The organism is Mesorhizobium sp. NZP2077 (assembly GCF_013170805.1).
GTDB lineage: Bacteria > Pseudomonadota > Alphaproteobacteria > Rhizobiales > Rhizobiaceae > Mesorhizobium.
In genome coordinates, this window is the sequence record NZ_CP051293.1 from 2,645,423 (window position 1) to 2,670,849 (window position 25,427).

The 25,427-nt window shown below is 63.5% G+C and carries 27 protein-coding genes and 1 pseudogene; 14 read left to right on the plus strand and 14 right to left on the minus strand.

Annotated features, from left to right (window positions below; all coding sequences use genetic code 11):
* Positions 1-50: 50 nt before the first annotated feature.
* Both HGP13_RS12960 and HGP13_RS12965 read left to right on the plus strand, forming a co-directional pair.
* Positions 51-1,316 carry a TCR/Tet family MFS transporter gene (locus HGP13_RS12960; RefSeq protein WP_172225684.1) on the plus strand — a complete coding sequence of 422 codons (1,266 nt, stop codon included), beginning with the start codon at positions 51-53 and terminating at the stop codon, positions 1,314-1,316.
* Positions 1,317-1,324: 8 nt separating this feature from the next.
* Positions 1,325-2,245 carry an aldo/keto reductase gene (locus HGP13_RS12965; protein ID WP_172225687.1) on the plus strand — a complete coding sequence of 307 codons (921 nt, stop codon included), beginning with the start codon at positions 1,325-1,327 and terminating at the stop codon, positions 2,243-2,245.
* A 9-nt stretch (positions 2,246-2,254) separates the two neighbouring features.
* On the opposite strand, the gene HGP13_RS12970 is transcribed toward HGP13_RS12965, so the two are convergent.
* The 3 genes from HGP13_RS12970 to carA form a co-directional block, all read right to left on the minus strand.
* On the minus strand, positions 2,255-2,638 hold the full coding sequence (locus HGP13_RS12970) for a helix-turn-helix transcriptional regulator (protein ID WP_172225690.1): 384 nt from the start codon (positions 2,636-2,638) through the stop codon (positions 2,255-2,257).
* Positions 2,639-2,649: 11 nt separating this feature from the next.
* Complete coding sequence (locus HGP13_RS12975) at positions 2,650-2,901, minus strand: type II toxin-antitoxin system RelE/ParE family toxin (protein WP_172225693.1); 252 nt, start codon at positions 2,899-2,901, stop codon at positions 2,650-2,652.
* Between the two features lie 69 nt (positions 2,902-2,970).
* The gene (gene carA, locus HGP13_RS12980; protein ID WP_172225696.1) at positions 2,971-4,176 is read right to left on the minus strand and encodes a glutamine-hydrolyzing carbamoyl-phosphate synthase small subunit; all 1,206 of its coding nucleotides are present in this window, start codon (positions 4,174-4,176) and stop codon (positions 2,971-2,973) included.
* A 267-nt stretch (positions 4,177-4,443) separates the two neighbouring features.
* On the opposite strand from carA, the gene HGP13_RS12985 reads away from it, so the two are divergent.
* Positions 4,444-4,893, plus strand: a complete 450-nt coding sequence (locus tag HGP13_RS12985; RefSeq protein ID WP_172225699.1) for a GatB/YqeY domain-containing protein — start codon at positions 4,444-4,446, stop codon at positions 4,891-4,893.
* 8 nt (positions 4,894-4,901) lie between these two features.
* On the opposite strand, the gene HGP13_RS12990 is transcribed toward HGP13_RS12985, so the two are convergent.
* The gene (locus HGP13_RS12990) at positions 4,902-5,900 is read right to left on the minus strand and encodes a hypothetical protein (protein ID WP_172225702.1); all 999 of its coding nucleotides are present in this window, start codon (positions 5,898-5,900) and stop codon (positions 4,902-4,904) included.
* Positions 5,901-6,080: 180 nt separating this feature from the next.
* Here HGP13_RS12990 and HGP13_RS12995 point away from each other — a divergent pair, with 180 nt between their 5' ends.
* Positions 6,081-6,638, plus strand: a complete 558-nt coding sequence (locus HGP13_RS12995) for a GNAT family N-acetyltransferase (protein WP_172225707.1) — start codon at positions 6,081-6,083, stop codon at positions 6,636-6,638.
* 15 nt (positions 6,639-6,653) lie between these two features.
* On the opposite strand, the gene HGP13_RS13000 is transcribed toward HGP13_RS12995, so the two are convergent.
* Positions 6,654-7,070 (minus strand): helix-turn-helix domain-containing protein, encoded by a 417-nt coding sequence (locus HGP13_RS13000; protein ID WP_172225710.1) that lies wholly within the window; start codon positions 7,068-7,070, stop codon positions 6,654-6,656.
* Positions 7,071-7,183: 113 nt separating this feature from the next.
* Between HGP13_RS13000 and HGP13_RS13005 the strand changes: the two genes are divergently transcribed.
* Complete coding sequence (locus HGP13_RS13005) at positions 7,184-9,418, plus strand: heavy metal translocating P-type ATPase (protein WP_172225713.1); 2,235 nt, start codon at positions 7,184-7,186, stop codon at positions 9,416-9,418.
* Positions 9,419-9,450: 32 nt separating this feature from the next.
* Here HGP13_RS13005 and HGP13_RS13010 read toward each other — a convergent pair whose 3' ends face one another.
* A complete protein-coding gene (locus HGP13_RS13010; RefSeq protein WP_172225716.1) occupies positions 9,451-10,281 on the minus strand; it encodes an SDR family oxidoreductase in 831 nt (276 codons plus the stop codon).
* Between the two features lie 94 nt (positions 10,282-10,375).
* Between HGP13_RS13010 and HGP13_RS13015 the strand changes: the two genes are divergently transcribed.
* On the plus strand, positions 10,376-11,272 hold the full coding sequence (locus HGP13_RS13015; RefSeq protein ID WP_172225719.1) for a LysR family transcriptional regulator: 897 nt from the start codon (positions 10,376-10,378) through the stop codon (positions 11,270-11,272).
* A gap of 4 nt (positions 11,273-11,276) precedes the next feature.
* On the opposite strand, the gene HGP13_RS13020 is transcribed toward HGP13_RS13015, so the two are convergent.
* The 4 genes from HGP13_RS13020 to HGP13_RS13035 form a co-directional block, all read right to left on the minus strand.
* The gene (locus HGP13_RS13020; RefSeq protein WP_172225722.1) at positions 11,277-12,461 is read right to left on the minus strand and encodes an MFS transporter; all 1,185 of its coding nucleotides are present in this window, start codon (positions 12,459-12,461) and stop codon (positions 11,277-11,279) included.
* A gap of 97 nt (positions 12,462-12,558) precedes the next feature.
* Positions 12,559-12,768, minus strand: coding sequence for a DUF2061 domain-containing protein (locus HGP13_RS13025; RefSeq protein ID WP_096449072.1), 210 nt, complete (start codon positions 12,766-12,768; stop codon positions 12,559-12,561).
* Positions 12,769-12,866: 98 nt separating this feature from the next.
* Complete coding sequence (locus tag HGP13_RS13030; protein ID WP_172225725.1) at positions 12,867-14,531, minus strand: Na/Pi cotransporter family protein; 1,665 nt, start codon at positions 14,529-14,531, stop codon at positions 12,867-12,869.
* Positions 14,528-14,734: a hypothetical protein gene (locus HGP13_RS13035; RefSeq protein ID WP_172225728.1), complete on the minus strand. Its 207-nt coding sequence runs from the start codon at positions 14,732-14,734 to the stop codon at positions 14,528-14,530. Before HGP13_RS13035 ends, HGP13_RS13030 begins: the two co-directional genes overlap by 4 nt.
* A 185-nt stretch (positions 14,735-14,919) precedes the next feature.
* Here HGP13_RS13035 and HGP13_RS13040 point away from each other — a divergent pair, with 185 nt between their 5' ends.
* The 3 genes from HGP13_RS13040 (at position 14,920) to rpoD (ending at position 19,839) form a co-directional block, all read left to right on the plus strand.
* Positions 14,920-15,297: an RcnB family protein gene (locus HGP13_RS13040; protein WP_172225731.1), complete on the plus strand. Its 378-nt coding sequence runs from the start codon at positions 14,920-14,922 to the stop codon at positions 15,295-15,297.
* A gap of 141 nt (positions 15,298-15,438) precedes the next feature.
* Positions 15,439-17,376: a DNA primase gene (dnaG, locus tag HGP13_RS13045; protein WP_172225734.1), complete on the plus strand. Its 1,938-nt coding sequence runs from the start codon at positions 15,439-15,441 to the stop codon at positions 17,374-17,376.
* Between the two features lie 438 nt (positions 17,377-17,814).
* Positions 17,815-19,839 carry an RNA polymerase sigma factor RpoD gene (gene rpoD, locus HGP13_RS13050; RefSeq protein ID WP_172225736.1) on the plus strand — a complete coding sequence of 675 codons (2,025 nt, stop codon included), beginning with the start codon at positions 17,815-17,817 and terminating at the stop codon, positions 19,837-19,839.
* Positions 19,840-19,914: 75 nt separating this feature from the next.
* On the opposite strand, the gene HGP13_RS13055 is transcribed toward rpoD, so the two are convergent.
* On the minus strand, positions 19,915-20,970 hold the full coding sequence (locus HGP13_RS13055) for a TauD/TfdA family dioxygenase (RefSeq protein ID WP_172225738.1): 1,056 nt from the start codon (positions 20,968-20,970) through the stop codon (positions 19,915-19,917).
* 280 nt (positions 20,971-21,250) lie between these two features.
* On the opposite strand from HGP13_RS13055, the pseudogene HGP13_RS13060 reads away from it, so the two are divergent.
* The 5 genes and pseudogenes from HGP13_RS13060 to HGP13_RS13080 all read left to right on the plus strand — a co-directional run bounded on the left by HGP13_RS13060 (position 21,251) and on the right by HGP13_RS13080 (position 24,245).
* A pseudogene (locus tag HGP13_RS13060) lies at positions 21,251-21,543 on the plus strand (GYD domain-containing protein).
* A 108-nt stretch (positions 21,544-21,651) separates the two neighbouring features.
* Positions 21,652-21,915, plus strand: coding sequence for a DUF333 domain-containing protein (locus HGP13_RS13065; protein WP_172225740.1), 264 nt, complete (start codon positions 21,652-21,654; stop codon positions 21,913-21,915).
* A gap of 26 nt (positions 21,916-21,941) precedes the next feature.
* Positions 21,942-23,006, plus strand: a complete 1,065-nt coding sequence (locus HGP13_RS13070) for a DMT family transporter (protein ID WP_172225742.1) — start codon at positions 21,942-21,944, stop codon at positions 23,004-23,006.
* A gap of 13 nt (positions 23,007-23,019) precedes the next feature.
* Complete coding sequence (locus HGP13_RS13075) at positions 23,020-23,406, plus strand: DCC1-like thiol-disulfide oxidoreductase family protein (protein WP_172225744.1); 387 nt, start codon at positions 23,020-23,022, stop codon at positions 23,404-23,406.
* A gap of 146 nt (positions 23,407-23,552) precedes the next feature.
* The gene (locus HGP13_RS13080) at positions 23,553-24,245 is read left to right on the plus strand and encodes a PadR family transcriptional regulator (RefSeq protein WP_172225746.1); all 693 of its coding nucleotides are present in this window, start codon (positions 23,553-23,555) and stop codon (positions 24,243-24,245) included.
* A gap of 76 nt (positions 24,246-24,321) precedes the next feature.
* Here HGP13_RS13080 and HGP13_RS13085 read toward each other — a convergent pair whose 3' ends face one another.
* The 3 genes from HGP13_RS13085 to HGP13_RS37840 are packed head-to-tail and all read right to left on the minus strand — an operon-like array spanning position 24,322 to position 25,298.
* On the minus strand, positions 24,322-24,582 hold the full coding sequence (locus tag HGP13_RS13085; RefSeq protein ID WP_027030482.1) for a YiaA/YiaB family inner membrane protein: 261 nt from the start codon (positions 24,580-24,582) through the stop codon (positions 24,322-24,324).
* Between the two features lie 60 nt (positions 24,583-24,642).
* The gene (locus HGP13_RS37835) at positions 24,643-24,969 is read right to left on the minus strand and encodes a hypothetical protein (RefSeq protein ID WP_246707349.1); all 327 of its coding nucleotides are present in this window, start codon (positions 24,967-24,969) and stop codon (positions 24,643-24,645) included.
* The gene (locus HGP13_RS37840; protein ID WP_246707350.1) at positions 24,912-25,298 is read right to left on the minus strand and encodes a PspA/IM30 family protein; all 387 of its coding nucleotides are present in this window, start codon (positions 25,296-25,298) and stop codon (positions 24,912-24,914) included. Before HGP13_RS37840 ends, HGP13_RS37835 begins: the two co-directional genes overlap by 58 nt.
* Between the last annotated feature and the right edge of the window lie 129 nt (positions 25,299-25,427).

The following is a 25,427-nucleotide window of genomic DNA, read 5'->3' on the forward strand; positions in this document are numbered from 1 at the left end:
AAGGTGCGTCCGCCTGCGCGCCAAGGGCGGCCGGAGGAGATTGACCCATCATGATCGACCCCAAAACCGCCAGGCGGGGCCTGGCGCTCGTCTTCACCACGCTGCTGCTCGACATTATCGGCTTCGGCATGATCATGCCGGTGCTGCCGGCTTTTCTCAGGGAATTGACCGGCGTTGGCATCAGTGAAGCGGCGATCGAGGGCGGCTGGCTGTTCTTCGTCTATGCGGCCATGCAGTTCTTCTTCGCGCCGATCATGGGCGGCCTGAGCGACCGGTTCGGACGGCGGCCGATCCTGCTTGCCTCGGTGCTGACCTTCTCCATCGACAATCTGATCTGCGCCATCGCCTGGTCCTATCCGATGCTGTTCATCGGCCGTGTGCTGGCCGGCATTTCGGGCGCTAGCTATTCGACGACGTCGGCCTTCATCGCCGACATCTCGAACGACGAGAACCGGGCGAAGAATTTCGGCCTGCTCGGCATCGCCTTCGGCGTCGGCTTCGTCATCGGGCCGGTGCTGGGCGGATTGCTCGGCACGTTCGGACCGCGCGTGCCGTTCTTTTTCGCCGCCGGCCTCGCCTTCGTGAACTTCCTGATCGCGATGTTCTTCCTGCCCGAAACGCTCGATGAAAAGCATCGCCGCCGCTTCGAGTGGAAACGCGCCAACCCGGTCGGCACGCTGCTGCAGATGCGCCAGTTCGAAGGTATCGGCTGGATCGGGCTCGTCTTCTTCCTGATGACGCTCGGGCACATGATGTATCCGGCGGTGTGGTCGTTCGTTTCCAACTACCGCTATGGCTGGAGCGAGCAGCAGATCGGCTTCTCGCTCGGCGCCTTCGGCCTGTGCGGCGCGATCGTCATGGGCACGGTGCTGCCGCGCGTCATCCCGAGGCTCGGCGAGTGGAGGACGGCGGTCATCGGCCTGACTTTCACGGCGGCGAGCGCCTTTGGCTACGCCTTCGCCTCGCAGGGATGGATGGTCTATGCGGTGATCGTCGTCGGCTGCCTGGAAGCGCTGGCCGATCCGCCGCTGAGAAGCCTCGCCGCCGCCAAGGCTCCCCCTTCGGCACAAGGCGAACTGCAGGGCGCGATGACCTCGATCTTCTCGATCACCTCGATCATCACGCCGCTGCTCTACACCGCGATCTTTTCCTGGTTCACCGGACCAAGCGCGCCGGTGACCTTCGGCGGCGCGCCCTATCTGGTCGGTGCGTGTTTCCTGTTGCTGGCGGTTATCGTCTTCGTCACCAAGGTGGCGAGGCCGGCGACGGTCAGGACCGTCACCTCCGACGTCGCAGAAGATGGGGCGCAGATATGAGCGCAGAAATGAGCAATGACAGCCGCATCGCGCTGACCAGGGACGGGGTGTCGCTGTCGCGGCTGGTCTTCGGTGCCTGGCGTCTCCTCGACGGCGGCGCCCGCCCGGATGCAGATCAGGTCGCCCGGCTGATCGGCACGGCCGTCGACCTCGGCCAGACCAGTTTCGACCATGCCGACATCTACGGGAATTACGAGGTGGAGGCGGCATTCGGCGCCGGGCTGTCACACTGGAAGGGCAAGCGCGAGGGGATCGAACTGATCTCGAAATGCGACATCATGCTGGCCTCGGCCAACCGGCCGCAAAACCGGCTGAAGCACTATGACACCAGCGCTGCCCATATCGCGGCCTCGGTCGACCGCTCGCTCACCAATCTCGGCACCGACTATCTCGATCTGTTGCTGCTGCATCGGCCGGACCCGCTGATGGATGCCGATAAGACGGCGGCGGCACTGGCTGGACTGGTCAAATCAGGCAAGGTGAGGGCGGTCGGTGTTTCCAATTTCACGCCGTCGCAGTTCGATCTGCTGGCCTCGCGGCTGCCGTTTGCGCTCGCCACCAACCAGATCGAGATGTCGGTGCTCAAGACGTCGGCGCTGACCGACGGCAGTCTCGACCACGCGCAGCGTCTGGCCTACGCGCCGATGATCTGGTCGCCGCTTGGCGGCGGCTCGCTGTTCACCGGCAAGGAAAGCCGGGAAGCTCGGGTACGGGCAGCGCTCGCGGCGGTGGCCGCCGAAATCGGCGCCGGCGATCTCGCCACCGTCGCCATCGCCTGGCTGCTGCGTCATCCGGCCCGGCTGGTGCCGGTGCTGGGCTCAATGAAGCCGGAAAGGCTGGCGGCCATGGTCAAGGCGCTCGACATCGTGCTCGATCGCCAGCAATGGTTCGCCATACTGGAGGCCAGCGAAGGGCGGCCGGTGGCCTAAGTTCAGGGATTAGGATTCAATCCACTCGGCAGGGACATCCAACGTCTTTGCCAGCATCGCGCTGGTCTGTGCCGATGGCTTGCGGCGATTGGATTCGAGGTCCGACAGGAAGCCCTGGCTGACACCGATCGCACTGGCCAATTTTGCTTGTGTCAGTTTGCGCCAGTTGCGGAGCGCCTTTAGGCGGCTGGAACCTCGCAAGATATCCACGGTTACGTCAGCGGGCAGGGCCTTCTCGGTTTCGAGTTCAGCCTTCCGTTCGTCGTAGATCGCTACATCCGCGGCGTCTTCGAGGGCTTCTTCGGCGGCATGCAGCAATGCCTCGTAATCAGCCTTTGGGATGACGACCAGTTCTTCGCCGGTTGAGGTCTTTATGATTTGCGGGGCGTTCATGATGTCCTGTCCTATGGCCGACTGTAAGTCGTCGTCTCACGCTTGCCGATGTAGATCGCAAGGATGGTGGCGCGATCTTCATCGAATATGACGCGGTAGCGGCCGATCCGCAGCCTGTAGCCGTCCCTGCCGGAAAGACGCTTTACATCTCCACTGCCGGTGACGGCGTAAGCGATCAAACCTTCGGAGACTTGCTCGCGAATATCGGCGGGCAGGTTGTCGAGATCGCGAGCCGCCGATACCGAAAGGATGATCGTCTTCACGAAGAGCAATATCGCAGATTTATCGCTAAGAGTTAAGCGATATTATCGCAAATCGCCAATCTTGCAGGATCAGGCCCTTTCCGCCAGCAATTCCTCGCCGCGCTTTTCGCGGATCAGGTTGACGAAGCGGCGGAACAGATAGTGCGAGTCCTGCGGGCCGGGGGAGGCTTCCGGATGATGCTGGACCGAGAACACCGGGCGGCCGGTCAGCGCGATGCCGCAGTTCGAGCCGTCGAACAGCGAGACATGGGTTTCCTCGACGCCCTCGGGCAGCGAGTCGGCATCGACGGCGAAGCCGTGGTTCATCGAGACGATCTCGACCTTGCCGGTGGTGTGATCCTTGACCGGATGGTTGGCGCCGTGATGGCCCTGGTGCATCTTGGCGGTCCTACCGCCGAGCGCCAGCGCCAGCATCTGGTGGCCGAGGCAGATGCCGAACACCGGAATGTCGGTCTTCAGCAGATCCCGGATGACCGGCACGGCATAGTCGCCGGTGGCTTCCGGGTCGCCGGGGCCATTGGAGAGGAAGATGCCGTCCGGCTGCATGGCGAGGATTTCTTCCGAACCAGTGTTAGCCGGAACCACGGTGACCTTGGCGCCGAGACCGGCAAGCAGGCGCAAGATGTTGCGCTTGACGCCGTAGTCTATGGCCACGACGTGCATGGACGGCTCGGCCTGTTCGCCAAAACCTTCGTTCCATACCCAGGGCGTCTCGCGCCACACGGAAGACTGGCCCGACGTGACTTCCTTGGCGAGGTCGAGCCCGATCAGGCCGGACCATGCGGCGGCGCGCTGCTTCAAATCGTCGAGGTCGAAGACGCCGTCGGGCGCATGCGCGATGACGGCGTTGGGCATGCCCTTTTCGCGGATCAGCGCGGTGAGCGCGCGGGTGTCGATGCCCGACAGCGCGACGATGCCGCGCTTCTTCAGCCACTGGTCGAGACCACCGACGGCACGGTAGTTGGACGGGTTGGTGACGTCGGCCTTGAACACGGCACCGACGGTGCCGGCGCGTGCGGCCGGGTTGAGGTCTTCGATGTCCTCGCCATTGGTGCCGATATTGCCGATGTGCGGGAAGGTGAAGGTGACAATCTGGCCGGCATAGGACGGGTCGGTGAGGATCTCCTGGTAGCCGGTGAGCGCGGTGTTGAAGCAGACTTCGGCGACGGCGGAGCCGGTGGCGCCCAGGCCGCGACCTTCGATGACGGTGCCGTCAGCCAGCACCAGCAGGGCGGTCGGCTTTTCGGTTGCCCAGGGGGCGGTCATCTCGGCCATGGCGGCACTCCTATCAGGCTGCGCGCTTCGAGTGGCCCCGCGAGCCATCTGCGCAGCTTCCGGCGCGGCAACGATCTCTCGAGCCCGCGCACGTCAATTCATTGTCTTATGCAAGGCCGAGTACATAGGGGAAGGGGCCAGAGCGGTCAATGATGCCGCGCCAAAACCATGATGTTTTATTTCGTTGAACAATATCAGTGGCTTGATGAGATTTGCTTTGCGAGTTCGCCACGGTTATTGTCCGCGCCGTTCGAAGGAGAAAGTACCATGCGCGCGAAAATCGCCGAATCCCTGAAGAGCGCGATGAAGGCGCAGGACAAGCACCGGCTGCCGACATTGCGGCTGATCCAGGCCGCCATTCATGATCGCGACATCGCCAATCGCAGTTCGGCCAAGGACCCCGCCAGCGACGAGGAGATCCTGCAGATCCTGGCCAAGATGGTGAAGCAGCGCGAGGAATCGGCCAAGGCCTTCGAAGACGGCAAGCGGCCGGAATTGGCGGCGCAGGAGCGCGGCGAGATGGAGATCATCCGCGGCTTCCTGCCGACCCAGCTTGACGACGCAGCCATTGCGGCTGCCGCACGCGAAGCGATCGCGGCGACGGGTGCTGCCAGCCAGAAGGACATGGGCAAGGTGATTGCCGCGCTGAAGCAGAAATATGCCGGCCAGATGGATTTCGGCAAGGCAAGCGGCATCGTCAAGGGCCTGCTGCAGTAGGGCGCGCGTTACGGCTCCTTGCACATCGGCAGCGGCTGCGCGGGTGCTGCGGGATGATCCTTCTTGTACTGGGCGATCATCGGCTCGAGGCTTTTGCGCGGCCAGAATTTCGGCGCGCCGATTTCCTTCAGGCAGGATGCGTTCCAATAGAGGTTGGTGCCAGCTAGCGAATGGTTTTTTGCCGCCTGCGCGACGGCGGCGATGTCATGCGATTCCGGATAGATGTAGAGCGTCGTCGGGTTGTCCTTGACCATCGAGATGATCTGCTGGGCATCCGCCGGCGACCAGCTGGTGCAGCCATTGCTGCGGCCGCCGGCATAGTCCACCAGCTTGCCGAACGGCACCAGGCCATCATGGTCGGCATAGGAGCTGTTGGGACTTTTGCGCATGCACATGGCCCGCAACACCTGCGCCGCGTGGCCGCCGATCACGCGCTGCCTGGCATTGGCGGCTTCGCCTTGGCCGTCGAACTGGATGAATGTGCGCAGGAAGGCGGCGTCCTGCTTGGCGCCGGTGCGGTAAAAACCCTTGAACGACGTCTTCGTCTCGCGGGTCATGTAGGCGCCACCGGCCGTCAGTTCCGAATCCATGGCATTGCCGAAGTTCTTGGAGCACCGCCTGCCGTTTGAAAAATCGACCGTGCCTTTCAGGTTCTTGCCGGCCCCGTGACCCGATGCGATGGCGCGAAACGACTGGCTGGCCTCGCAGACGACATAGTAGCGGCGCCCGAGCACGCCATTGCCGAGATCGCCTGGACGTGTCGCATCCATGGCGAAATAGCAGGGGTTCCTGACCGCGCCTTGCGCCACGTTTTTCAGGTAGAGCGCGCGCGCTCGCTCCAGTACCACTTGTGAGATCTGGCCATCGCTGTCGCCGACATGGGCCTGCAGCCAGGCCGGGACGCCGGAGGGCGCGGCGAAGGATCGTACCGTCGCCGTCAGCGCTATGGCGACGACAAGAAGGCTGAGGGTGATGACGACACCCAGAGGGGCAGATCTCAACCGCACCGGATCAATTCTCCTGTCGAAACCTTGCGAATCTTGCAAGTGTTGCCACTCGCGGCCAATCATAAGATCTCTCGCATCAATCGGCGAGACACATCTTGTTTAGCGAAGTTCACTTCCGGACGGCACCGGCTTGAGCCTTCTGCCGGCCACGGTTATGCCTGCGGCCAGGGAGCATGGACCATGGTCGAGATCGTCAAACCAGCACTTGAACATCTGCCGTCCTACAAGGCCGCGCTCGAGCGCGGCTGGTCGCCGGACAATGTTCGGCTCCTTGATGCAACGCGCGAGCAGCTCGCGGCGATAGAGCAGGATCCGGTGGCCTTTCTCGCCAGCCTCGATGATCCCGAGGCCAGGGGTGGCCCGATCACCTTGCCCGACGGCACACAAGTGCCGCGCCTGCCGGGATTCCGGCGCTGGATCTGGGACGGCGAGGCAGTGGGCTCGATCGGCTTCCGCTGGCAGAAGGGCACGGGGGACCTGCCGTCGCATGTGCTTGGCCATATCGGCTATGCGGTGGTGCCGTGGAAGCGCCGTCGCGGCTACGCGACCGAGGCCTTGCGACTGATGCTGGACGAGGCGAGGGCCGTTGGCCTGCCCTATGTCGAGGTTACCGCGAAGCCGGGCAATCCGGCATCGCACAAGGTGATCCTGGCCAATGGCGGCAAGCTCGTCGAGCGCTTCTTCGAGGACGCGGCCTATGGCGGCGTGGAGAGCTTGCGGTTCCGGATCGAGCTGTAGGGGCGAGAGGCCTACTCACCCGTGCTCGTCGGTACACAACGCGTGGTCCGACAGCGCGCGGATGACGTAGCAGTCGCCGACCGTCTTGCCGTCGCAGCAGGAGGCGATACGTTCCAACTCGGTTTCCAGCAGCTTCAGCTGGGCGATCTTTTCGCGAACCGAAATTAGCTGCTCCCCGGCAATCTTGTCGGCATGGCCGCAAGGCTGCTCGGGATGGCCGCTCAATTCGATCAGCGCGCGGATGTCTTCGACGGCGAAGCCGAGGTCGCGAGCGTGGCGGATGAAGGCCAGCCGTTCCAGCTCTTGCCTAGAATAGCGGCGCTGGTTGCCTTCCGAGCGCTCGGGTGCGGCGACCAGGCCCATCTGCTCGTAGTAGCGGATGGTGGGCACCTTGACCCCGGTGCGGCGGGAGAGATCACCGATCGAAAACATGCATTTTGCCTCTTGAAGCTCTAGTGACTAGAGCAATTACAGTGCCTGACATCAGCATTCAAGACCATCGCGGCGGCACGTCGCGGGGGCAAAAAAGGCAGACAGGTGAAGTGATGATGGCTCCTCTGAAGCAGACGCGGTTCAAGATCGGCGGCATGGACTGCGCTTCCTGCGCGGCCAAGATCGATACGGCGGTGCGCCGCCTCGACGGCGTCGCCGATGTCTCGGTTTCGGTGACCGGCGCCTCGATGACCGTCAGTCATGGCGGTCGGCTCAATGATGACAAGGTGCTGCGGCAAGTGGCGCGGCTGGGCTACGGCATCGTCAAGGCCGAAGCCAGGGTCGACGGGCCAGTAGCCGGGGTGCAGGACCATACCGATCATGACCACAAAGGCCATGACCATGGAGGCCAGGACCACGCGGGCCATGATCATGGAGACGGAGAGGCCGCAGGGTCATCTCATCTCCACACCCACGCCGAGCCGGGGCAGGCGTGGTGGCGCAGCCGCCGTGCGGCGCTGACGCTGGCTTGTGCCGCGGCGCTTGTCGCTGCTTACGGCATTGGTCATGTTTTTCCCGCGGCCGAGCGCTGGGTTTTCCTGGCTGCATTGTTGGTCGGCCTGGTGCCGATCGCGCGGCGCGCGCTGATGGCGGCACTGGCCGGCACGCCGTTTTCGATCGAGACGCTGATGACCATCGCCGCTGTGGGTGCGGTGATTATCGGCGCCACGGAGGAAGCGGCTGCCGTGGTGGTGCTGTTCCTGATCGGTGAGCTTCTGGAAGGTGTCGCCGCCGGCCGGGCTCGGGCGAGCATCCAGCGCCTGGCCGATCTGGTGCCGAAGACAGCGCTGGTCGATCGGGGAGGCGGCACGGTTGAAGTTCCCGCCGAAGACCTCGGCGTCGGCGATATCATCGTGGTGCGGCCGGGCGACCGCATCCCGGCCGATGGCGAGATTGTGGAAGGGTCGAGCGAGATCGACGAGGCGCCGGTGACCGGCGAGAGCACGCCGAAGCGCAAGAGCGTTGGCGAGCCCGTCTTCGCCGGCACGATCAACAGCGATGGCGTGCTCAAGGTGCGGGTGACCGCGGCCGCCTCGGACAATACCATCGCCCGCGTCGTGCGGCTGGTGGAGGAGGCGCAGGAGGCCAAGGCGCCGACCGAGCGCTTCATCGATCGCTTTTCGCGCACCTATACGCCCGGCGTGCTGGTCGTTGGCGCGCTGGTGGCGTTGCTGCCGCCGCTGGTCGCTGGCGGCAACTGGAACGAATGGATCTACAAGGGCCTGGCGATCCTGCTGATTGGTTGCCCCTGCGCGCTGGTTATCTCGACGCCCGCCGCGATCGCCGCGGGGTTGGCGACCGGCGCGCGACGCGGGTTGCTGATGAAGGGCGGTGCGGTGCTGGAAGGCTTTCGCCGGATCACGGCGGTGGCCTTCGACAAGACCGGCACGCTGACCGCGGGCAAACCAGTCGTCACCGACATCGCCGCCTATGGCCGCGATGAGCGCTCCGTGCTGGCGCTGGCGGCGGCGCTCGAACAGGGCTCCAGCCATCCGCTGGCGCTGGCGATCCTGGACAGGGCCAAGGTCGACAAGGCGCCGGTGCCGCCGGCTTTGGCGGCCAAGGCGATCTCCGGCAAGGGCGTCGAGGGCAGCGTCGGCGGCGTCGCCGTCTTCCTGGGTTCCGGCCCGGCGGCGGGCGAGCGTGCACAGATGACGCAAGCGCAGCGCCTTGCCATCGACAGCCTTAACGGCCAGGGCAAGACCGTTTCAGTGCTGGTCGCCGATGGCGTGGTGGCCGGGCTGATCGCCATGCGCGACGAGCCACGGCCGGACGCGGCGGCGGGCATCACGGCACTCAAGGCAGAGGGCATCCACACGGTGATGCTGACCGGCGACAACCGCCGCACGGCCGAGGCAATCGCCGCTTCGCTCGGCATCGAGGCGCGGGCGGAACTGCTGCCGCAAGACAAGCAGCGCATCGTCGTCGAATTGCAACGCGAAGGGCTGACAGTGGCAAAGGTCGGCGACGGCATCAACGACGCGCCGGCGCTGGCCGCCGCCGACATCGGCATCGCCATGGGCGGTGGCACCGATGTGGCGCTGGAGACGGCCGATGCGGCGATCCTACATGGCAGGGTCATGGACGTTGCCCGCATGGTGCGGCTGTCGCGGGCGGTGATGGCCAATATCGGCCAGAACATCACCGTGGCGCTCGGGCTGAAGGCGGTGTTCCTGGTCACCACCATTCTAGGCATCACCGGCCTATGGCCGGCCATCCTGGCCGACACCGGCGCCACCGTGCTGGTGACAGCCAACGCCATGCGCCTCTTGCGCTGGCGCGGGTGAGGCGGTCTTCGGCGGACGCCGGTCACTTGCCGTCAGGGGTCGATATCCATCGCGAGTGCTGCCTCCTTCTGGTTTTCCAACTCCCTGAGCCTGCCCGTAAGCGCGCCGTGGATCGAGGTGTAGGCGGCGGCGCCGAAGGTCAATCGTCTTGGCGCGGGCTCCTGTTCCACCGAGGCGATCATCGCTTCGACCATCTTGTTGGGGTCGCCCTTGATGTCGAAGGAGGCCTCGGAAAAAGCCCGGCGTAGCTCGCCGACCGGCGTGTCTTTGTAGGTGTCGGCCGGCTCGGAACTGATCAGGCTGGCGCCGAAGTTGGTCTGCGTCGGGCCCGGTTCGACGAGCGTCAGACCGATGCCGAATGGCGCGACCTCCTGCCGAACGGATTCGACAAAGCCTTCGATGCCCCATTTGGTGGCGTGATAGAGGCTGAAGCCGGGATAGGCCATCTGTCCGCCCTCCGAGGAGACTTGCAGTATCCGGCCGCCGCCCTGTTTCCTCAGATGCGGCAGTGCTGTCCGGATCAACTGGATAGAGCCGATGAGGTTTGTGTCGATCAGGTCGCGAATCTGGCTATCGTCCAACTCTTCCGCCGCACCGAACAGGCCGTAGCCGGCATTGCTGACAATGACGTCGATCTGCCCCAGATCGTCAAAGGCCTTGTCGATCGCTGCCCGGATGGCATTGCTGTCGGTCATTTCAAGCGAAGCGATCCAGAGGCGATCGCCATGTTGTGCCTTCAAATCGGTGAGCGCCTGCGGCTTCCGCACCGTCGCGGCGACACGGTCGCCACGGGCCAGAAGCCTTTCCGTCAGAAGTCGACCGAAACCGGATGAGGTACCGGTGATGAACCATGTCTTGTTCATGGGAATGTCCTTTCATTGCTGACTTCGACCAGACTACGCCATCCAACTCATGATACTATCCGTTCAATTTCATATAGCTTGATGAAAATTTCCCATGAATGCTAAGCCTGGACTTCCGGAATTGACCGCGCTCGCCGCGATTGTCTCGCATCGCAGCTTCCGCAAAGCGGCCGACGAGCTCGGCCTTTCGCCCTCGACCCTCAGCCACATGATGCGGACGCTGGAGCGAGGCATGGGCGTGCGCCTGCTCAACCGCACAACCCGCAGCGTTGCACCGACAGAGGCAGGAGAGCGGCTCGTCGCGCGCTTGCGGCCGCTTTTGTCGGATATCGATGCGGCACTGGCCGAGGTCGATGATTTCCGCGGTCTTGCGTCAGGGACACTTCGGATAAACACCAGCGAGATCGCGGCCCGCTTGCTGCTTCGATCGGCGGTGCCGGCCTTTCTTCAGCGCTACCCCCAGGTTTCGCTCGATCTCGTCACCGACGGAAAGTTGGTCGATATCGTCGCCGAGGGCTTTGATGCCGGCATCCGTCTGGGCGAGGCGGTGCCCCGGGATATGGTCGCGGTGCGCTTCGGCGGGCCGACACGGTTCATCGCCGTCGCATCGCCGACCTATCTCGCCGGCTATCCGGTCCCGAAAGTGCCGGATGATCTGCGGGATCAAACCTGCATCCGGTTCCGCCTGCCGAGCGGCAAACCTTATCGTTGGGAGTTCGAGAAGCATGGCCAGGAAATCGCCATCGATGTCCAAGGCGCCCTGACGCTCGACAATATGGAGTTGATGGCTGAGGCTGCCGCCAGCGGCATGGGTATCGCTTATATCTCGGACAAATCCGCCAAGCCCTATCTCGATCGGGGAGCGCTCGTCGTGGTGCTGGACGATTGGTGTCCGCCCATTCCCGGCCTGTTCCTCTATTATCCAGGCCACCGGCTGGTGCCGCCGGCCCTGCGCGCCTTCATCGATGTGCTGAAGGAGACGAAGGGCTGAGCCGCTACTCGGCGGGGGCCGTCAGCGGTGGCGTGGCGCTGCTGCGCGCTTCCCAGATCTGGGAGACGACTGCCACCACTACGGCGACCAGCATGGCGATAGCGCCGACCACCGGCAGGCTGCGATAGCCGTAGCCGGCATTGAGCATGGCGGCGCCCAGCGACGCCGCCAGCGCGATGCCGACATTGAAGCCGGACGGGATCAGCGAGGAGGCGAGGTTGGAGGCGTCCGCCGTCCACGCCAGGATGCGGGTCTGGATCGGCGTGCCGATGGCGAAGTTGAGGCCGCCCCAGATGACGATCGCGACGACCATCGGCAGGGGATAGGGACTGACGGCGTAGATGACCGCCAGCGTCACCGCCTGTAGGCCAAGCATGGTGATCAGCGACGGCATCAGCTTCCAGTCGGACAGCTTGCCGCCGAGGAAGACGCCAAGCGTGGCGCCGACGCCGTTGAGCAGCAGCACCCAGGGCACCAGGTTCTCGTCGAGCCCGGTGACCTCCAGCAAAGTCGGGGTGATGTAGGTGAACAGGCAGAACTGGCCGAGCATCAGCATCAGCATCAGGATCAGCGAAGTCCAGACCTGCTGGCGCGCCAGGACGCGGACCTCCCGAGCGAGGCCGGCGGGCTTGGCCTGGTATCCGGTGGTGCGCGGCAGAAGGGCGGTCATCGCGAGTGTTGCCGCGACGCCGAGCGCGCACATCACCCAGAAGGTCGCACGCCATCCCCAGATGTTGCCGATGGCGGTGCCGGCCGGCACGCCGATGACGTTGGAGACGGTGAGGCCGGACAGGATGACCGCCACCGCCATGCCGCGTTTGTCCTCGGCAACGAGGCCGACGGCAACCACCATGGCAACGCCGAAATAGGCGCCGTGCGCTACCGCGACGGCAATGCGCAACACCAGCATCGAGGTGAAGTCAGGCGCCAGCGCGCAAGTCGCCTGGCCGATGGTGAAGGCGACGGCGAGGCCGAGCAGCAAGGTCTTGCGCGGCAAGGATTTGGTTGCGAGCGCCAGCAACGGGCCGCCGATCGCAATGCCGCAGGCATAGCCGGAGACGAGATAGCCGGCCGAGGGAACCGAGACGCCAAGCCCCTCCGCCACTTGTGGCAGCACGCCGGCAATGACGAATTCTGTGGTGCCGAAAGCAAAAGCTGCGATGAACAGGGCGATAAGTGGAAGCGACATGGGCAAGCCTTGGCTGGAACGGCCTCAAACCACGGATGGGCGGTTTGGGCAATCCAGAAATTTTTGTCGCGAGTTTAGGTTTTCTTGACCGACGGCTTCAGGCAGGAGTCTTGCGGCCATAGGGTATCTTCAACCACGCCCGCTCGTGGAAATAGTAGAGCAGGGACTTGGTGAAGACCTCGGTTATGCCGATGGCCGCGGCGAGCTTGACGCTTCCTGTCACGACCAGGGAAATGATCAGTGTGTCGATGGTGCCGGTCACGCGCCAGGACAGCGCCTTGGCGAAACTGCGCGAATGGGTGTCCATCGATTTCCTCCGAAAGCCTGGGCCAATCGATCTTTACCCTGACCGGCGGAAGCGGTGCAAAGGTATTTTGCCGTCGAAGCGAGGCGCGGTGAGGCGACTTAGCTCGCCTTCAGCCTCGAGCCCGTCAGTAGGCCGCGCTCTTCCAGTACCGGATAGGCCATCGACGCCAGCAGCGAGTTGATCTGCTTCAGATCGCGGATGGTGTCGAGGTGGATGGAGCTGGTCTCGACGCTCCTGGCGGTGCCTTCGCGCAGCCGCAGGAAATGGCTGGCGCTGGTTTCCTTCTCGCGGTCGCGCAACTGGTCCTTCTCCAGCACCAGCTGGCGAGCCGTTTCGGGGTCGCGCGAGACCAGCACGTTGAAGGCAAGTCTTGCATTGGCCAGCACCGAGCTGTGGAAGGCGCACAATTCGCTCCAGCCCTCGTCGGTGAATTCCAGGCCGCGTTCGAACTTCTTCTTCACATGCACCAGCATGTTGCGCACGATGATGTCGCCGACCTGCTCGAGCTTGATGCAGGCGCCAATCAGCTCCTGGCAGCGCAGCGCCTCGTCTTCGGTCAGCTGGTTCTTGGTGAGCTTGGCGAGATAGAGTTTGATCGCCGCGTGCTTGCGGTCGACACGGTCGTCGAGGGCCGCCAGCGCCTTGATCTTGTCGGCGTCGGCGCTCTCGTAGAGTTCCATGATGCGCTTCAGCATGATCTCGACGGTTTCACAAACCCGCACCACCTCGCGCGTTGCGTTGCCCAGCGCCTGGCTCGGCACATCGAGCGCGCTCTCGTTGAGCGCGGACAACTCTACAATGTCGAGCGAGGCGGCCGGGACGGGCTTGGTGCCCAATGCCACGATCTTTTCCGAGGCGCGGTAGACGAAGCCGGCCAGCGGCAGGCCTGCGAGCAGGATGATGACGTTGAACAGGATATGGGCGTTGACGATCTGGTCCGCCGCCGTCGCGCCGAGGAAGCCGACATGCGGGCGGACAATCATGAACAGGATCAGCATGACCAGTGACCCAAGCCCGCGCATCAGCAGATTGCCGATCGGCACGACGCGCACGGCGGGTCCGGCCGAGCGGGTAAGCATCGGCGCGATGATCGAGGAACCGAGATTGACGCCGAGGATGAGGACGACGCCGAGTTCCGGGCTGATCAGGCCGCGGCCGGCGAGCGTCGCCATCAGCAGTACCGCCGCGATGCTCGACTGGAACAGCCAGGTGATCAGCGCCGCCAGGAGATAGGCGGTGATGGAATCGCTGGAGAAGTAATTGATGATGACCGGCATCAGCTGGCTGTTGCGCAGCGGCTCGGAGGCCTGGCCGATCATTTCCAGCGACAGGATCAGCAGGCCGATACCGACCAGAATGCGGCCGGTCTGGCGCCAGTCGCGTCGCTCGGTGGCCATGAACATCACCGTGCCGGTGATCAGGCAGAGCGGCACCAGGAGCGTGAGGTCGAAAGTCAAGAGCTTGACCACCAGCGCCGAGCCGATCTCGGCGCCGCGCACCGCCAATTGGCCGGCCGCACCCGAGACGATGCCGGAACCGGCGAAGGAGCCGACCAACAGCGTGACTGCCGTGGAACTCTGCAGCGCAATGGCCAGGCCCGTTCCGGCCAGCACCGCCATGATCGGATTGCGCATGGTGGCGCGCAGCCTGTGGCGCAGCACGTCGCCATAGGCGCGCTCGACGCCGGTCTTCACCATGCGGGTGGCAAACAGCATCAGCGCGACGGCGCCGGCCAGATGCAGAAGGACGACGGAGCCGCTCATTTCGCTGCCTGCAAACGCAAGGCCAGCGCGGTGCGAACGGCACAGCGGTCGAAGGGGAAAAGGCTGATGCGAATCATGTTCATGGCAGTGACCGATAATGACTGGAATAGTTTAGCCGAATAATAAAATTTTGTCGATTTCAAGGGGCCGTCGCAGCGCGACAGGGCGTGTCGGAAAATGGACGGATGCGCGAATGGTTGCATAGCCGGTCCCCGGCACCATGGCGGATCGGATGCGGTCGCCACACATTGCGTCGTCAACTTTGCGACGATGTTCAAATCTTCGAACTAAGCCAAAGATTTCATTACACAATTGTAATGCTTCTGTTCAGTTTCAGTTCATCCCCCGACCGCTATTCCTCTGGCATCGACAACGAAGGAGACTTCTCATGAAACGCATTGTTCTTTCTATTCTCGCCGTCTCGATGCTCGCCGCCACGTCGCTCACCGGCCAGGCCGCGCCGATGAACGCACCGGCCGCGCCGCAGTCGAATTACACCAAGGTCGACTGGCAGAAGCCCACCCATCGTGACGAGAAGAAGCGCGTCATCCAGAAGCGCGTCCAGAAGAAGGTCGTCGTGAAGCGGAACAACTGGCGCCATGGCCAGAAATATTCCGGCTGGCGCCAGCATCAGCCAGTCCGCGACTATGGCCGCTACGGTCTGCGTCGCCCCGGCCCCGGTCAGGAATGGATCCGAGTCGGCCACGACTATGTGCTGGTCAGCATCCTCTCCGGAATCATCTTCGGCGCGATCGCCGCGCACTAAGCCTCCCCCGCAGGCCTAAAGGAGGAAGGCGGCCAGCGACGGCCGCCTTTCTTTTTGCCCTGTGGAAACCGGGTATGGCCCATATTGGGGGTCGTCGGATTTCGCTGGCATGATTATATGGTGGGGAAACGAGTTCCCTCAATGCGCTTTCCGCCCGGCTTTCTCGACGAGATCCGCGACCGCGTGCCGATTTCACAGGTCATCGGCCAGCGCGTCGCGTGGGATCGCAAGAAGACCAATACGTCGCGAGGCGACTATTGGGCCTGTTGCCCGTTCCATGGCGAGAAGAGCCCGTCCTTCCATTGCGAGGACAAGAAGGGGCGTTACCACTGTTTCGGCTGCTCGGTCTCGGGCGACCATTTCAAGTTCCTCACCGAACTTGAAGGATTGAGTTTTCCCGAGGCGGTCGAGAAGATCGCCGACATGGCCGGCGTGCCGATGCCGGTGCGCGACGAGCGCGAGGAACGGCGCGAGCAGGAACGCGCCAGCCTGACCGATGTCATGGAAATGGCGACTGCTTTCTTCCAGGAACGGCTGCAAGGACCGGAAGGCGCGAAGGCCCGCGCCTATCTCAGGGATCGTGGGCTGACGCCGGCGACACAGCAGTCATTCCGGCTTGGCTTCGCGCCCGACAGCCGTAACGCGCTGAAAGAGCATCTGGCGGCAAAAGGCGTGCCGAAAGCCGATATCGAGGCGTGCGGGCTGGTGCGTCATGGCGACGATATCCCGGTCTCCTATGACTGGTTCCGCGACCGCATCATGTTCCCGATCCCGGATTCGCGCGGCAAGATCATCGCCTTTGGCGGCCGCGCGCTGGCGCCCGATGCGCTGGCCAAATACATGAACTCGCCCGACACCGAGCTCTTCCACAAGGGCAATGTGCTCTACAATTTCGCCCGCGCCCGCAAGGCGCTCGCCAAGGGCGGTACGGTCATTGCCGTCGAAGGCTACATGGACGTGATCGCACTGGCGCAGGCGGGTTTCGAGAATGTCGTGGCGCCACTCGGTACCGCGCTCACCGAAAACCAGCTGGAACTGTTGTGGCGCATGGCGGGCGAGCCGATGCTGTGCTTCGACGGCGACAAGGCCGGGCTGAAGGCGGCATGGCGCGCCGCCGATCTGGCGCTGCCATCGGTGCAGGCCGGGCGCTCGGCGCGCTTCGCGCTGCTGCCGGAGGGCAAGGATCCCGACGACCTCGTCAAGGCCGAGGGGCCGGACGCTTTCCGCGCCGTGCTTGCCGATGCGCGGCCGCTGGTGGACCTGTTGTGGATGCGCGAGACGGCGGGCGGTGTCTTCGACACGCCGGAGCGGCGGGCGGAATTGGGAAAGACGCTGCGGGAACTCGTCAGCCGCATCCGCGACGAAAGCACGCGCTATCACTACCAGCAGGAAATGCGCGAGCGTGAAAAGAGCTTCTTCGGCTCGCAGCGCGATGCGCGGCAGAACCGCCAGGACTGGAAACCGGGGCAGGGCAAGACGCCACCAGCACCCGGCGGACAATTCGCCAAGCCTGGCGGCGGCCGCATGGCGATCACCGAAAGCCTCGGCCAATCGGCGCTGGTCAAGCGCGGCAGCGAGGGAATGTCGGTGCGCGAGGCGACGATCATCGTGGCTCTGGTCAACCATCCAGCGCTGATCGACGAGAATTTCGCCCATGTCGAATTTCTCGACCTCGCCAATTCCGACCTGCAGCGGCTGCACGCCGCCATCCTCGACGCGATGGCGCATGACATGGCCAATGACCGCCACGCGGTGGTGACGACGATCGAGCGCGCCGGCTGTGCCGAGATCTGGGGGCGCGCCGTCGAACTGATCAAGCGGGCGCGGCAATGGCCGGCGCTGGAGACGGCCGCGCTGGACGATGCGCGCGACGCTCTGAACCAGGCGCTGCACTTGCAGCGCAGCGCGCGCACCTTACATAAGGAACTGAAACAGGCGGAAGCGGCGCTCGAAGCAGATCCCTCGGACGAAAACTTCCGCCATCTGATCGAAATTCAGGCGCAATTTCAGGATGTACAGGCGACGGAAGCGCTGATCGAAGGATTCGGCGTTTCGTCGGGCAGGGCTGGGCGAGCCTAAGTGCAGCTGAATACAGGAATGAGAGCGTGGCCAGGCTTCCCCAGGGGGCAGGGCGCGCTAAGTCGGGTAATTGATTCGCTTTTTTCATGCGAATCATGCGAGAGGCGCTTGACCTTCTGACAGAATGGCGGAATCAGGACGATTCGAAACGTTAACCCGCACCCGCGCCGACGGGAAATGAGCGATGTGAGATACTGGTGACTGGACAGGCAGGCAGCCTGCCACAGATATCAGGGTTAATCTGGACTTAATGCATGTCGCCCAAGAGTGGTTTGCCCAAGAGGGAAAACCGGTTTTGGGGCAACGACATGCACCAAACAAAGAGATGATGCGGTTAGTGGCCCGGTGAAGCGCGTTTTCAGGACGAGCCTATCCGATTTGACTGGTCCGACAGCTTACGCGGCCCCGATGCCCGGCCGCTAGGAGAAGAAAAAAATTATGGCGACTAAGGAAAAGGAAGAGGTCGAGACCGAACGCGAGGGCGCCACCGATGGCCCTCTGCTCGACCTTTCCGATGATGCTGTCAAGAAGATGATCAAGGCCGCCAAGAAGCGCGGCTATGTCACGATGGACGAGCTGAATTCGGTGCTGCCTTCCGAGGAAGTGACCTCCGAGCAGATCGAGGACACGATGGCGATGCTGTCCGACATGGGCATCAATGTCGTCGAGGATGACGAGCAGGGCGAAGAGGCCGAGGCCGGCGACACCGCGGCGGACGCCGAGGAAGACGCCAACGAACTGGCCGAACAGACCGGCACGGCGGTCGCTGCCACCACCACCAAGAAAGAGCCGACCGACCGTACCGACGATCCGGTGCGCATGTATCTGCGCGAGATGGGTTCGGTGGAGCTGTTGTCGCGCGAGGGCGAAATCGCCATAGCCAAGCGCATCGAGGCCGGCCGCGAGACGATGATCGCGGGCCTGTGCGAAAGCCCGCTGACCTTCCAGGCCATCATCATCTGGCGCGACGAGCTCAACGAATCAAAGATCCTGCTGCGCGAGATCATCGATCTCGAAGCCACCTATGCCGGCCCCGAGGCCAAGCAGGCGCCGGTGGTCGAGCGCATCGAGGAAGCCCCCAAGGTCGAGGAAAAGACGCGCCGCGGCCGCGACGAGGAAGAAGACATCACCAATGTCGGCGCCGACACGCGCGGCATCGGCGACGACGACGAGGAAGACGAGGACGAGGCCAGCCTGTCGCTGGCGGCGATGGAAGCGGAACTCCGCCCGCAGGTGATGGAGACGCTCGACGTCATCGCCGACACCTACAAGAAGCTGCGCAAGCTGCAGGACCAGCAGGTCGAGAACCGTCTGGCCGCCGCCGGCACGCTGTCGCCCAGCCAGGACCGCCGGCTGAAGGAGCTGAAGGACCAGCTGATCAAGGCGGTGAAGTCGCTATCGCTCAACACCGCGCGCATCGAGGCGCTGGTCGAGCAGCTCTACGACATCAACAAGCGCCTGGTGCAGAACGAAGGCAAGCTGTTGCGGCTCGCCGAAAGCTATGGCGTGCGTCGCGAGGAGTTCCTGAAGGAATATCAGGGCTCGGAGCTCGACCCCAACTGGATACGCTCGATCGCCAATCTGACCTCGCGCGGCTGGAAGGAATTCACCAAGAACGAGAAGGACGCGATCAAGGAGCTGCGCGCCGAGATCCAGCACCTTGCCACCGAAACGGCGATCTCGATCCTGGAATTCCGCAAGATCGTCAACCAGGTGCAGAAGGGAGAGCGCGAAGCCGCAATCGCCAAGAAGGAAATGGTCGAGGCCAATCTGCGCCTCGTCATCTCGATCGCCAAGAAGTACACCAATCGCGGCCTGCAGTTCCTCGATCTGATCCAGGAAGGCAATATCGGCCTGATGAAAGCGGTCGACAAATTCGAATACCGCCGCGGCTACAAGTTCTCGACCTACGCGACATGGTGGATCCGGCAGGCGATCACGCGATCGATCGCCGACCAGGCGCGCACCATCCGCATCCCGGTGCACATGATCGAGACGATCAACAAGATCGTGCGCACCTCGCGCCAGATGCTGCACGAGATCGGCCGCGAGCCGACGCCGGAAGAACTGGCCGAAAAACTCGCCATGCCGCTCGAAAAAGTGCGCAAGGTGTTGAAGATCGCCAAGGAGCCGATCTCGCTCGAAACGCCGGTTGGCGACGAGGAGGATTCGCATCTGGGCGATTTCATCGAGGACAAGATGGCGATCCTGCCGATCGACGCGGCGATCCAGGCCAATCTGCGCGAGACCACGACGCGGGTTCTGGCCTCGTTGACGCCTCGCGAGGAGCGCGTGTTGCGCATGCGCTTCGGCATCGGCATGAACACCGACCACACGCTGGAAGAAGTCGGCCAGCAGTTCTCGGTCACCCGCGAGCGTATCCGCCAGATCGAAGCCAAGGCGCTGCGCAAGCTCAAGCACCCGAGCCGGTCGCGAAAGCTGCGCAGCTTCCTCGACAGCTGAGTTGAGCTTTATACGCTGCGAAGAATTGAGGGCGCCCGATTGGCGCCCTTTTCGTTTCAAGCGGAAAAATTGCTCCTACAGCGGCACGTTCAGCCGCGTTCCCTTGACGATGATGCCGCCCCGGTCGCCGATCTCGATCGAGCCATAACGCTGCTTGAAGCATTCGGGCAGCGGGCGGTCGCCGGGAATCGACAACCACAGGCGCAGCATGTGGCGCCGCTTGTCGGGCGCCGGCCAATCGCGAAAACCCATGCGGTCGTGCAGCAGCGAATGATTGTAGACGAACTGCATGTCGCCCGGCCGCAGTCGCATCGACAGGTTCAACCTGACATCATTGGCGAGACTGTCGAAGAGATCCAACGCTTCGACATGGGCGGCGCTCAGCCGCATCGCATCCGGGAAGCGCTGGGCGCTGTCGATGTACTGGCGCTGATAGATGCCGGTCAGCAATCCGGCATGCCAGTTGAGGACCGGGATTTCGAAATAGGGTTTTTCGCCTTCCGGTATCTCGCCGCGCCGGTCGGTGGCGATCGGATCAAACAGCAGGCGGACCAGATCGGGCCGCCTTTTGCTCATCTCGTTGTAGATCGTCACCGTGCTGACCAGCAGGGACTCGCCGCCTTGCATGGCATCCATTAGGCAGAGCAGGCCGACGACATCGGCGGAATCGGTGTGGAACGTCTGGCGCTCCGCCGTCTGGTAGATGCGCGTCGTGGCGTCCCTGGCGTCGGCGCCGATGTCGCGGACATGGCCGAGCATATGGCCCTGGGCATTCTGCGACCGTGCGCTTCCCAGATGCGCGCCGATCCCGCAGAAGATCGTTGCCGCCATTTGCGCCGAATATCTTTCGACCGGGAGGCCGCGCAGCACCTCGAAGCCAATGCCTTCGATCAGTTTTCCGCGAAGGGCGGCAAGATGGCCGGCAAGCCGGGGCAAGGGGAAATCGGCCTTGGTCAGGCTGCCGATATCCTGTGAGCGGGCGAGAAAACCGGTTGCCGTCGCTTCCAGCTCGACGATGTCCCGGGAATCCAAGTCGACCAGCCAATTCCCGGGATGCCTCGCCATGTCCTCGCCGATCCACGCGACAGGAATGTCGATCCGTTCCGGCGGCAGGTCTGTTGTCTCGCGCATGAAGCTCTCCGGCGGCCGGATTGGTCTCGGACATTGTCCGGGGGACTCCCCGGACGGACGGCCACTCCGGAGATTGCCGCAATCAGGCAGGTTTATAAACCAGCTTTCCCTGGTCGGCGGCGACCGTCGCCTCACGCCCCCACATGAAGGCGTCGATGCGTCCTTGCGGGACGTTCGTCGCAGGAGGATAATTTCGCGTCGGATGCATTTTCTGGGCGACAACCCGGATGCCCGCCCCGGCGAAGCCGCCGTGCTCCGTGGCTCCGGAAGGAGGCGTACCATGACGACCTACATCATGCTGATGAACTGGACCGAGCAGGGCGCGAAGAACGTGCGCGATTCGCCCAAGCGCCTCGACGCCGCCAGGAAGCAGCTGGGCGAGATGGGAGGATCGTTCAAGGCGTTCTACCTGACCATGGGCGAGTTCGACATGGTGGCGGTGGTCGAGGCGCCAGACGATGCGGTGCTGGCGCGCTTCGCGCTGATGCTGGCCGCGAGCGGAAACCTCAAGTTACGGACGCTGAAGGCTTCCCGGAATTCGCCTACCGCGAGATCATCTCGTCGCTTGGGTGAAGCACCCGGCTGGTTTTTTGGGAGTCGATGGTCGCATAGCGGCCTGACGGCGCTTTGCCGCAGGACGGGACGACCGGCCGTGATAGAATGCGGCGAGGGGAGATTGCGATGAAGAACGTCTCGATATTGGTTATCGGCCTTGCCTTGGTATCGTCGATGCCGCTTGCCGCCGGCGCGCAAAAACCGGTCGGCATGGCCAACCCGGCATCCGTCCATTGCGGCGAGATCGGCGGGCGCCTTGTGATCAGGAAGGACAGAACCGGCAACGAATACGGTTTTTGCCGGCTGCCCAAAGGGCGCCTGTGCGAGGAGTGGGCGCTGTTTCGCGATAACAAATGCATCGGGCCGAAGGCGGCCATGCGCGGCAAGTGACGTGCGCGCGATCATAGGGTGAGATGATGTCCGAGCCGCATTCCCATTCGCATCTCTGGCCCGGTGTACCGCTCGCCCTTGGCTCGGCTGTCCTGTTCGGCGCGACGCCGCCACTTTCCAAGCTGCTGCTTGAGGCCGTGAACCCCTTCATGCTGGCCGGCCTGCTCTATCTCGGCGCCGGTATCGGCCTCGCTTTCTATCGCCTGCTTCGCGGCAAGCAGGCCGCCGCCGGCGAGGCGCAACTGGCTCCAAGGGATATTCCGTGGCTGGCGCTGGCAATCGGCATGGGCGGCATCGTCGCGCCGGTGCAGTTGATGTTCGGCCTTACGTTCAACACCGCGTCCAACTCGGCGCTGCTGCTCAATCTCGAAGGGTTGGCGACAATGGCGATCGCCTGGCTCGTCTACCGCGAGAATGTCGACCGGCGCCTGCTTGTGGGCGCCTTCGCCATCCTTGCCGGCGCCGTTCTGCTGTCGTGGCAAGGCGGCGGTGTCGCCTTCAACCTTGGCGCCATGCTGGTCGCCGGGGCTTGCCTGGCTTGGGGGCTGGACAACAATTTCACCCGCAAGATCTCGGCCACCGATCCGGTGGTGATCGCCATGCTCAAGGGGTTGGTGGCGGGTGTCGTCAATGTCGGGCTGGCGCTTGCCGCCGGGGCTTCGTTTCCTCCGGCGTCAATCGTGGCGGCGACCGCCGCCGTCGGCTTCTTCGGCATCGGCGTCAGCCTGGTGATGTTCATCGTGGCGTTGCGCCATCTCGGCACCGCGCGGACCGGCGCCTATTATTCGTTGGCGCCGTTTATTGGTGCGCTGCTGGCCATCGTCATGCTGGGCGATGCCGTCACCCTCAAGCTGGCGATCGCGGGGCTTTTGATGGGCTTCGGCCTGTGGCTGCACCTGTCGGAGCGCCATGAGCATGAACACGACCATGAGGAACTGGAACACGAGCACAGCCATGTGCATGACGAACACCACCAGCACGATCATGACGGGCCGGTGAGCGAGCCGCATTCGCACTGGCACCGGCACGCGCCGATGCGCCACCGGCATCCGCACTATCCCGACCTGCATCACCGGCATAGCCACGGCTGATCATGCCAGGATCATGCTCAAGCCCAAGCCTGAACTGACCGTCTGGTACAATACGCGGTGCCCTGTCTGCGATGCGGGTATCAGCCGGCAGAAGCGGCGGCTGATCGAAGCAGTCAGGGCCGGACGGATAGAATTTCGTGACATCAATCTGGAGCCGGCAGCGCTTGCCGGACACGGCGCCTCGCTGGAGGACATCCGCCGCCGGCTGCACGCCGCCGATGCGAATGGCCGCTTGCTGGTCGGCGCCGACGTTGCCATCGCCGTGTGGGCGGCAACGCCGGGCGAGGGCTGGCTGGCCACGCTTTTCGGCAATCCGGTTGCCTTGCCGCTGACGCGCTTTGCCTACGATCGTTTCGCCGATCTGCTCTACGCCTGGAACCGCCGCAAGGGGCGGTGGTAGTGAATTCATCTCATTGAATGGAATGCCCGGACCGGAGATCGACCGGGCTGGCGCCGCACTCAGATACATCGTAAGATATATCTTGACTCTGCGGGAGCGTGCGCCTAATTAAGATATATCGTAAGATAGAACTCAAGGAGCAATCAATGCACAAAGACAATCATTTCGGGCGCGGTCATTTCGGTGAGCGCATGTTCATGCATATGGCCGGCAAATTCGGTGGCAAATTCGGTGGCAGAGGGGGTGGCGGCTTCGGCCCATTCGGCCATGGCGGTCGCGGCGGCGGACGCGGTGGCCCTGGCGACATGTTTCGCGCCGGCCGCATGCTGGCCGACGGCGACCTCAAGCTGATCACGCTGTCGCTGCTGGCCGAAGCGCCGCGCCATGGCTACGACATCATCAAGGCGCTGGAAGAGCGCACCAGCGGCATCTACAGCCCGAGCCCGGGCGTCGTCTACCCGACGCTGACCTTCCTGGAAGAGGCCGGCTATGCCGTCTCGTCGAGCGAAGGCAACAAGAAGGTGTTTTCCATCACCGAGGCCGGGGAGGCGCATCTTGCCGACAATCGCGAGATGATCGACGGCGTGCTCGAACACCTCGAGCGCTTCGGCCGCAAGATGGCCAAGGCGCGCGACTGGTTCGGCTGGAACGATGATGGCGAGGAACGGCGTGGTGGCCGTGGCGAGCGTTCGGAAACGCGCGACGAATTCCGCGCCGTTCGCCACCGCCTGCGCGCGGCGCTGGGCGAGATAGTCGATGCCTCGGCCGACAAGCAGGCCGAGGCGATCGCCATCCTCGAAGCCGCCGCCGAAGCACTGGAAGCGCTGACGCACCGCTGAGGCGGGCGACACTTCGCGGTACGCAAAAAAGCCCGGGGAGACCCGGGCTTTTTTGTTGGCGATGATGCGGATGGCATCATTCCTTGCCGACATACTCGCTGATCAGCTTTTCGTTGCGCGCCTTTTCGATCTTGGCGGTCATCTCGGACGACAGGCGCTCGTCGGTGCGGTACTTGACCAGGTTCACCAGGCTGCCGGTGAGCAGCAGGATGCCCATCGCCCAGTAACCCTTGGTCGCCAGGTCGACCGGCGCCAGCCACAGCGACAGGCCGAGCATGAAATAGGCGGCACCGACCGAAGCGGTGTTGAACATGATGTAGGTCTGATTGGCGTTCATTGGAGGTCTCCGTTGATTTGATGGTTGGGTTTGATGAGATCAGGTCTGCAAGGCTGGTTTTCAGTTGATGGTCTTCAGGCGCTCGAGCACGTCCTTGGCGCGGACCTTCACCGCCGGGCCGTGACCGGCGTCGGCAAGGCGGTCGCGGATCTTTTCGTGACGCAACTCGCCGTCGATCTCGTCGAGGATACCGGCCTCCTCGAACGGGTCGCTGGCTCCCTTGATGCGGGCCAGGAGTTCCTCGGCGTCGTTGAGGTTTCCCGAATTGCCGATCGACCTGACGAGGCGTGACTGCGCCTTGCGCTCGGCATCGATGGCCCGGGCCGAGATCATGCCCTGGTTGAGGTCGATGATGCGGCGATGCGCCCGCTCCACCGAAACGCGCATCCGTAACGTCTTTTCGCCGAGGCTCTGCACGGTGGCGCGGCGGACTTCGCGTTCATTCTCAGTTCGGCGACGGCCGCGGCTCCGCTTTCTGCAAGCCCGTTATTGCCGGCGGCCAGCGCGCTGATGGTGCGGCTTTCCAAATCGGCGTGGCGGCGCTCGATCTGGTCGAGCCCGGCCTGCTCGGCACGCTGACGAACAATCAGCGAAGCAAGCGTCTGCTTGGCGGCGGCAAGACCCGCCTCGGCGTCGCGGATCCGCTGCGCCAGAAGGTCGATGGCGAAGCGATCCTTGAGGCCGTCCTCGGCCCGTGCGCTGGCGCCGTCGAGCAATGTTCTGATCAGGCTAAGCATGGTTTCTTCTCCCTGCGAATTGTTGTTGTGAACAATGTTCACAACGCCAACATAACAGGAAATGAACATTGTTCAAGAGGTTTTTGAACGCTGTTCACAAAATCCCTT

Coding starts and splice junctions, on each gene's coding strand:
- HGP13_RS13000 (WP_172225710.1), bottom strand. CDS start 7,070: ATGTTTTCGATCGGTGATCTCTCCCGCCGCACCGGGGTCAAGGTGCCC.
- HGP13_RS13015 (WP_172225719.1), top strand. CDS start 10,376: ATGAATGCTAAGCCTGGACTTCCGGAATTGACCGCGCTCGCCGCGATT.
- HGP13_RS13025 (WP_096449072.1), bottom strand. CDS start 12,768: ATGGACACCCATTCGCGCAGTTTCGCCAAGGCGCTGTCCTGGCGCGTG.
- HGP13_RS13085 (WP_027030482.1), bottom strand. CDS start 24,582: ATGAACGCCAATCAGACCTACATCATGTTCAACACCGCTTCGGTCGGT.
- carA (WP_172225696.1), bottom strand. CDS start 4,176: ATGGCCGAGATGACCGCCCCCTGGGCAACCGAAAAGCCGACCGCCCTG.
- HGP13_RS13075 (WP_172225744.1), top strand. CDS start 23,020: ATGCTCAAGCCCAAGCCTGAACTGACCGTCTGGTACAATACGCGGTGC.
- HGP13_RS13055 (WP_172225738.1), bottom strand. CDS start 20,970: ATGCGCGAGACAACAGACCTGCCGCCGGAACGGATCGACATTCCTGTC.
- HGP13_RS13030 (WP_172225725.1), bottom strand. CDS start 14,531: ATGAGCGGCTCCGTCGTCCTTCTGCATCTGGCCGGCGCCGTCGCGCTG.
- HGP13_RS13005 (WP_172225713.1), top strand. CDS start 7,184: ATGATGGCTCCTCTGAAGCAGACGCGGTTCAAGATCGGCGGCATGGAC.
- dnaG (WP_172225734.1), top strand. CDS start 15,439: ATGCGCTTTCCGCCCGGCTTTCTCGACGAGATCCGCGACCGCGTGCCG.
- HGP13_RS12960 (WP_172225684.1), top strand. CDS start 51: ATGATCGACCCCAAAACCGCCAGGCGGGGCCTGGCGCTCGTCTTCACC.
- HGP13_RS13020 (WP_172225722.1), bottom strand. CDS start 12,461: ATGTCGCTTCCACTTATCGCCCTGTTCATCGCAGCTTTTGCTTTCGGC.
- HGP13_RS13035 (WP_172225728.1), bottom strand. CDS start 14,734: ATGCAACCATTCGCGCATCCGTCCATTTTCCGACACGCCCTGTCGCGC.
- HGP13_RS13070 (WP_172225742.1), top strand. CDS start 21,942: ATGTCCGAGCCGCATTCCCATTCGCATCTCTGGCCCGGTGTACCGCTC.
- HGP13_RS37835 (WP_246707349.1), bottom strand. CDS start 24,969: ATGCGCGTTTCGGTGGAGCGGGCGCATCGCCGCATCATCGACCTCAAC.
- HGP13_RS13065 (WP_172225740.1), top strand. CDS start 21,652: ATGAAGAACGTCTCGATATTGGTTATCGGCCTTGCCTTGGTATCGTCG.
- HGP13_RS13040 (WP_172225731.1), top strand. CDS start 14,920: ATGAAACGCATTGTTCTTTCTATTCTCGCCGTCTCGATGCTCGCCGCC.
- HGP13_RS12985 (WP_172225699.1), top strand. CDS start 4,444: ATGCGCGCGAAAATCGCCGAATCCCTGAAGAGCGCGATGAAGGCGCAG.
- HGP13_RS12965 (WP_172225687.1), top strand. CDS start 1,325: ATGAGCAATGACAGCCGCATCGCGCTGACCAGGGACGGGGTGTCGCTG.
- HGP13_RS12970 (WP_172225690.1), bottom strand. CDS start 2,638: ATGAACGCCCCGCAAATCATAAAGACCTCAACCGGCGAAGAACTGGTC.
- rpoD (WP_172225736.1), top strand. CDS start 17,815: ATGGCGACTAAGGAAAAGGAAGAGGTCGAGACCGAACGCGAGGGCGCC.
- HGP13_RS12995 (WP_172225707.1), top strand. CDS start 6,081: ATGGTCGAGATCGTCAAACCAGCACTTGAACATCTGCCGTCCTACAAG.
- HGP13_RS13010 (WP_172225716.1), bottom strand. CDS start 10,281: ATGAACAAGACATGGTTCATCACCGGTACCTCATCCGGTTTCGGTCGA.
- HGP13_RS13080 (WP_172225746.1), top strand. CDS start 23,553: ATGCACAAAGACAATCATTTCGGGCGCGGTCATTTCGGTGAGCGCATG.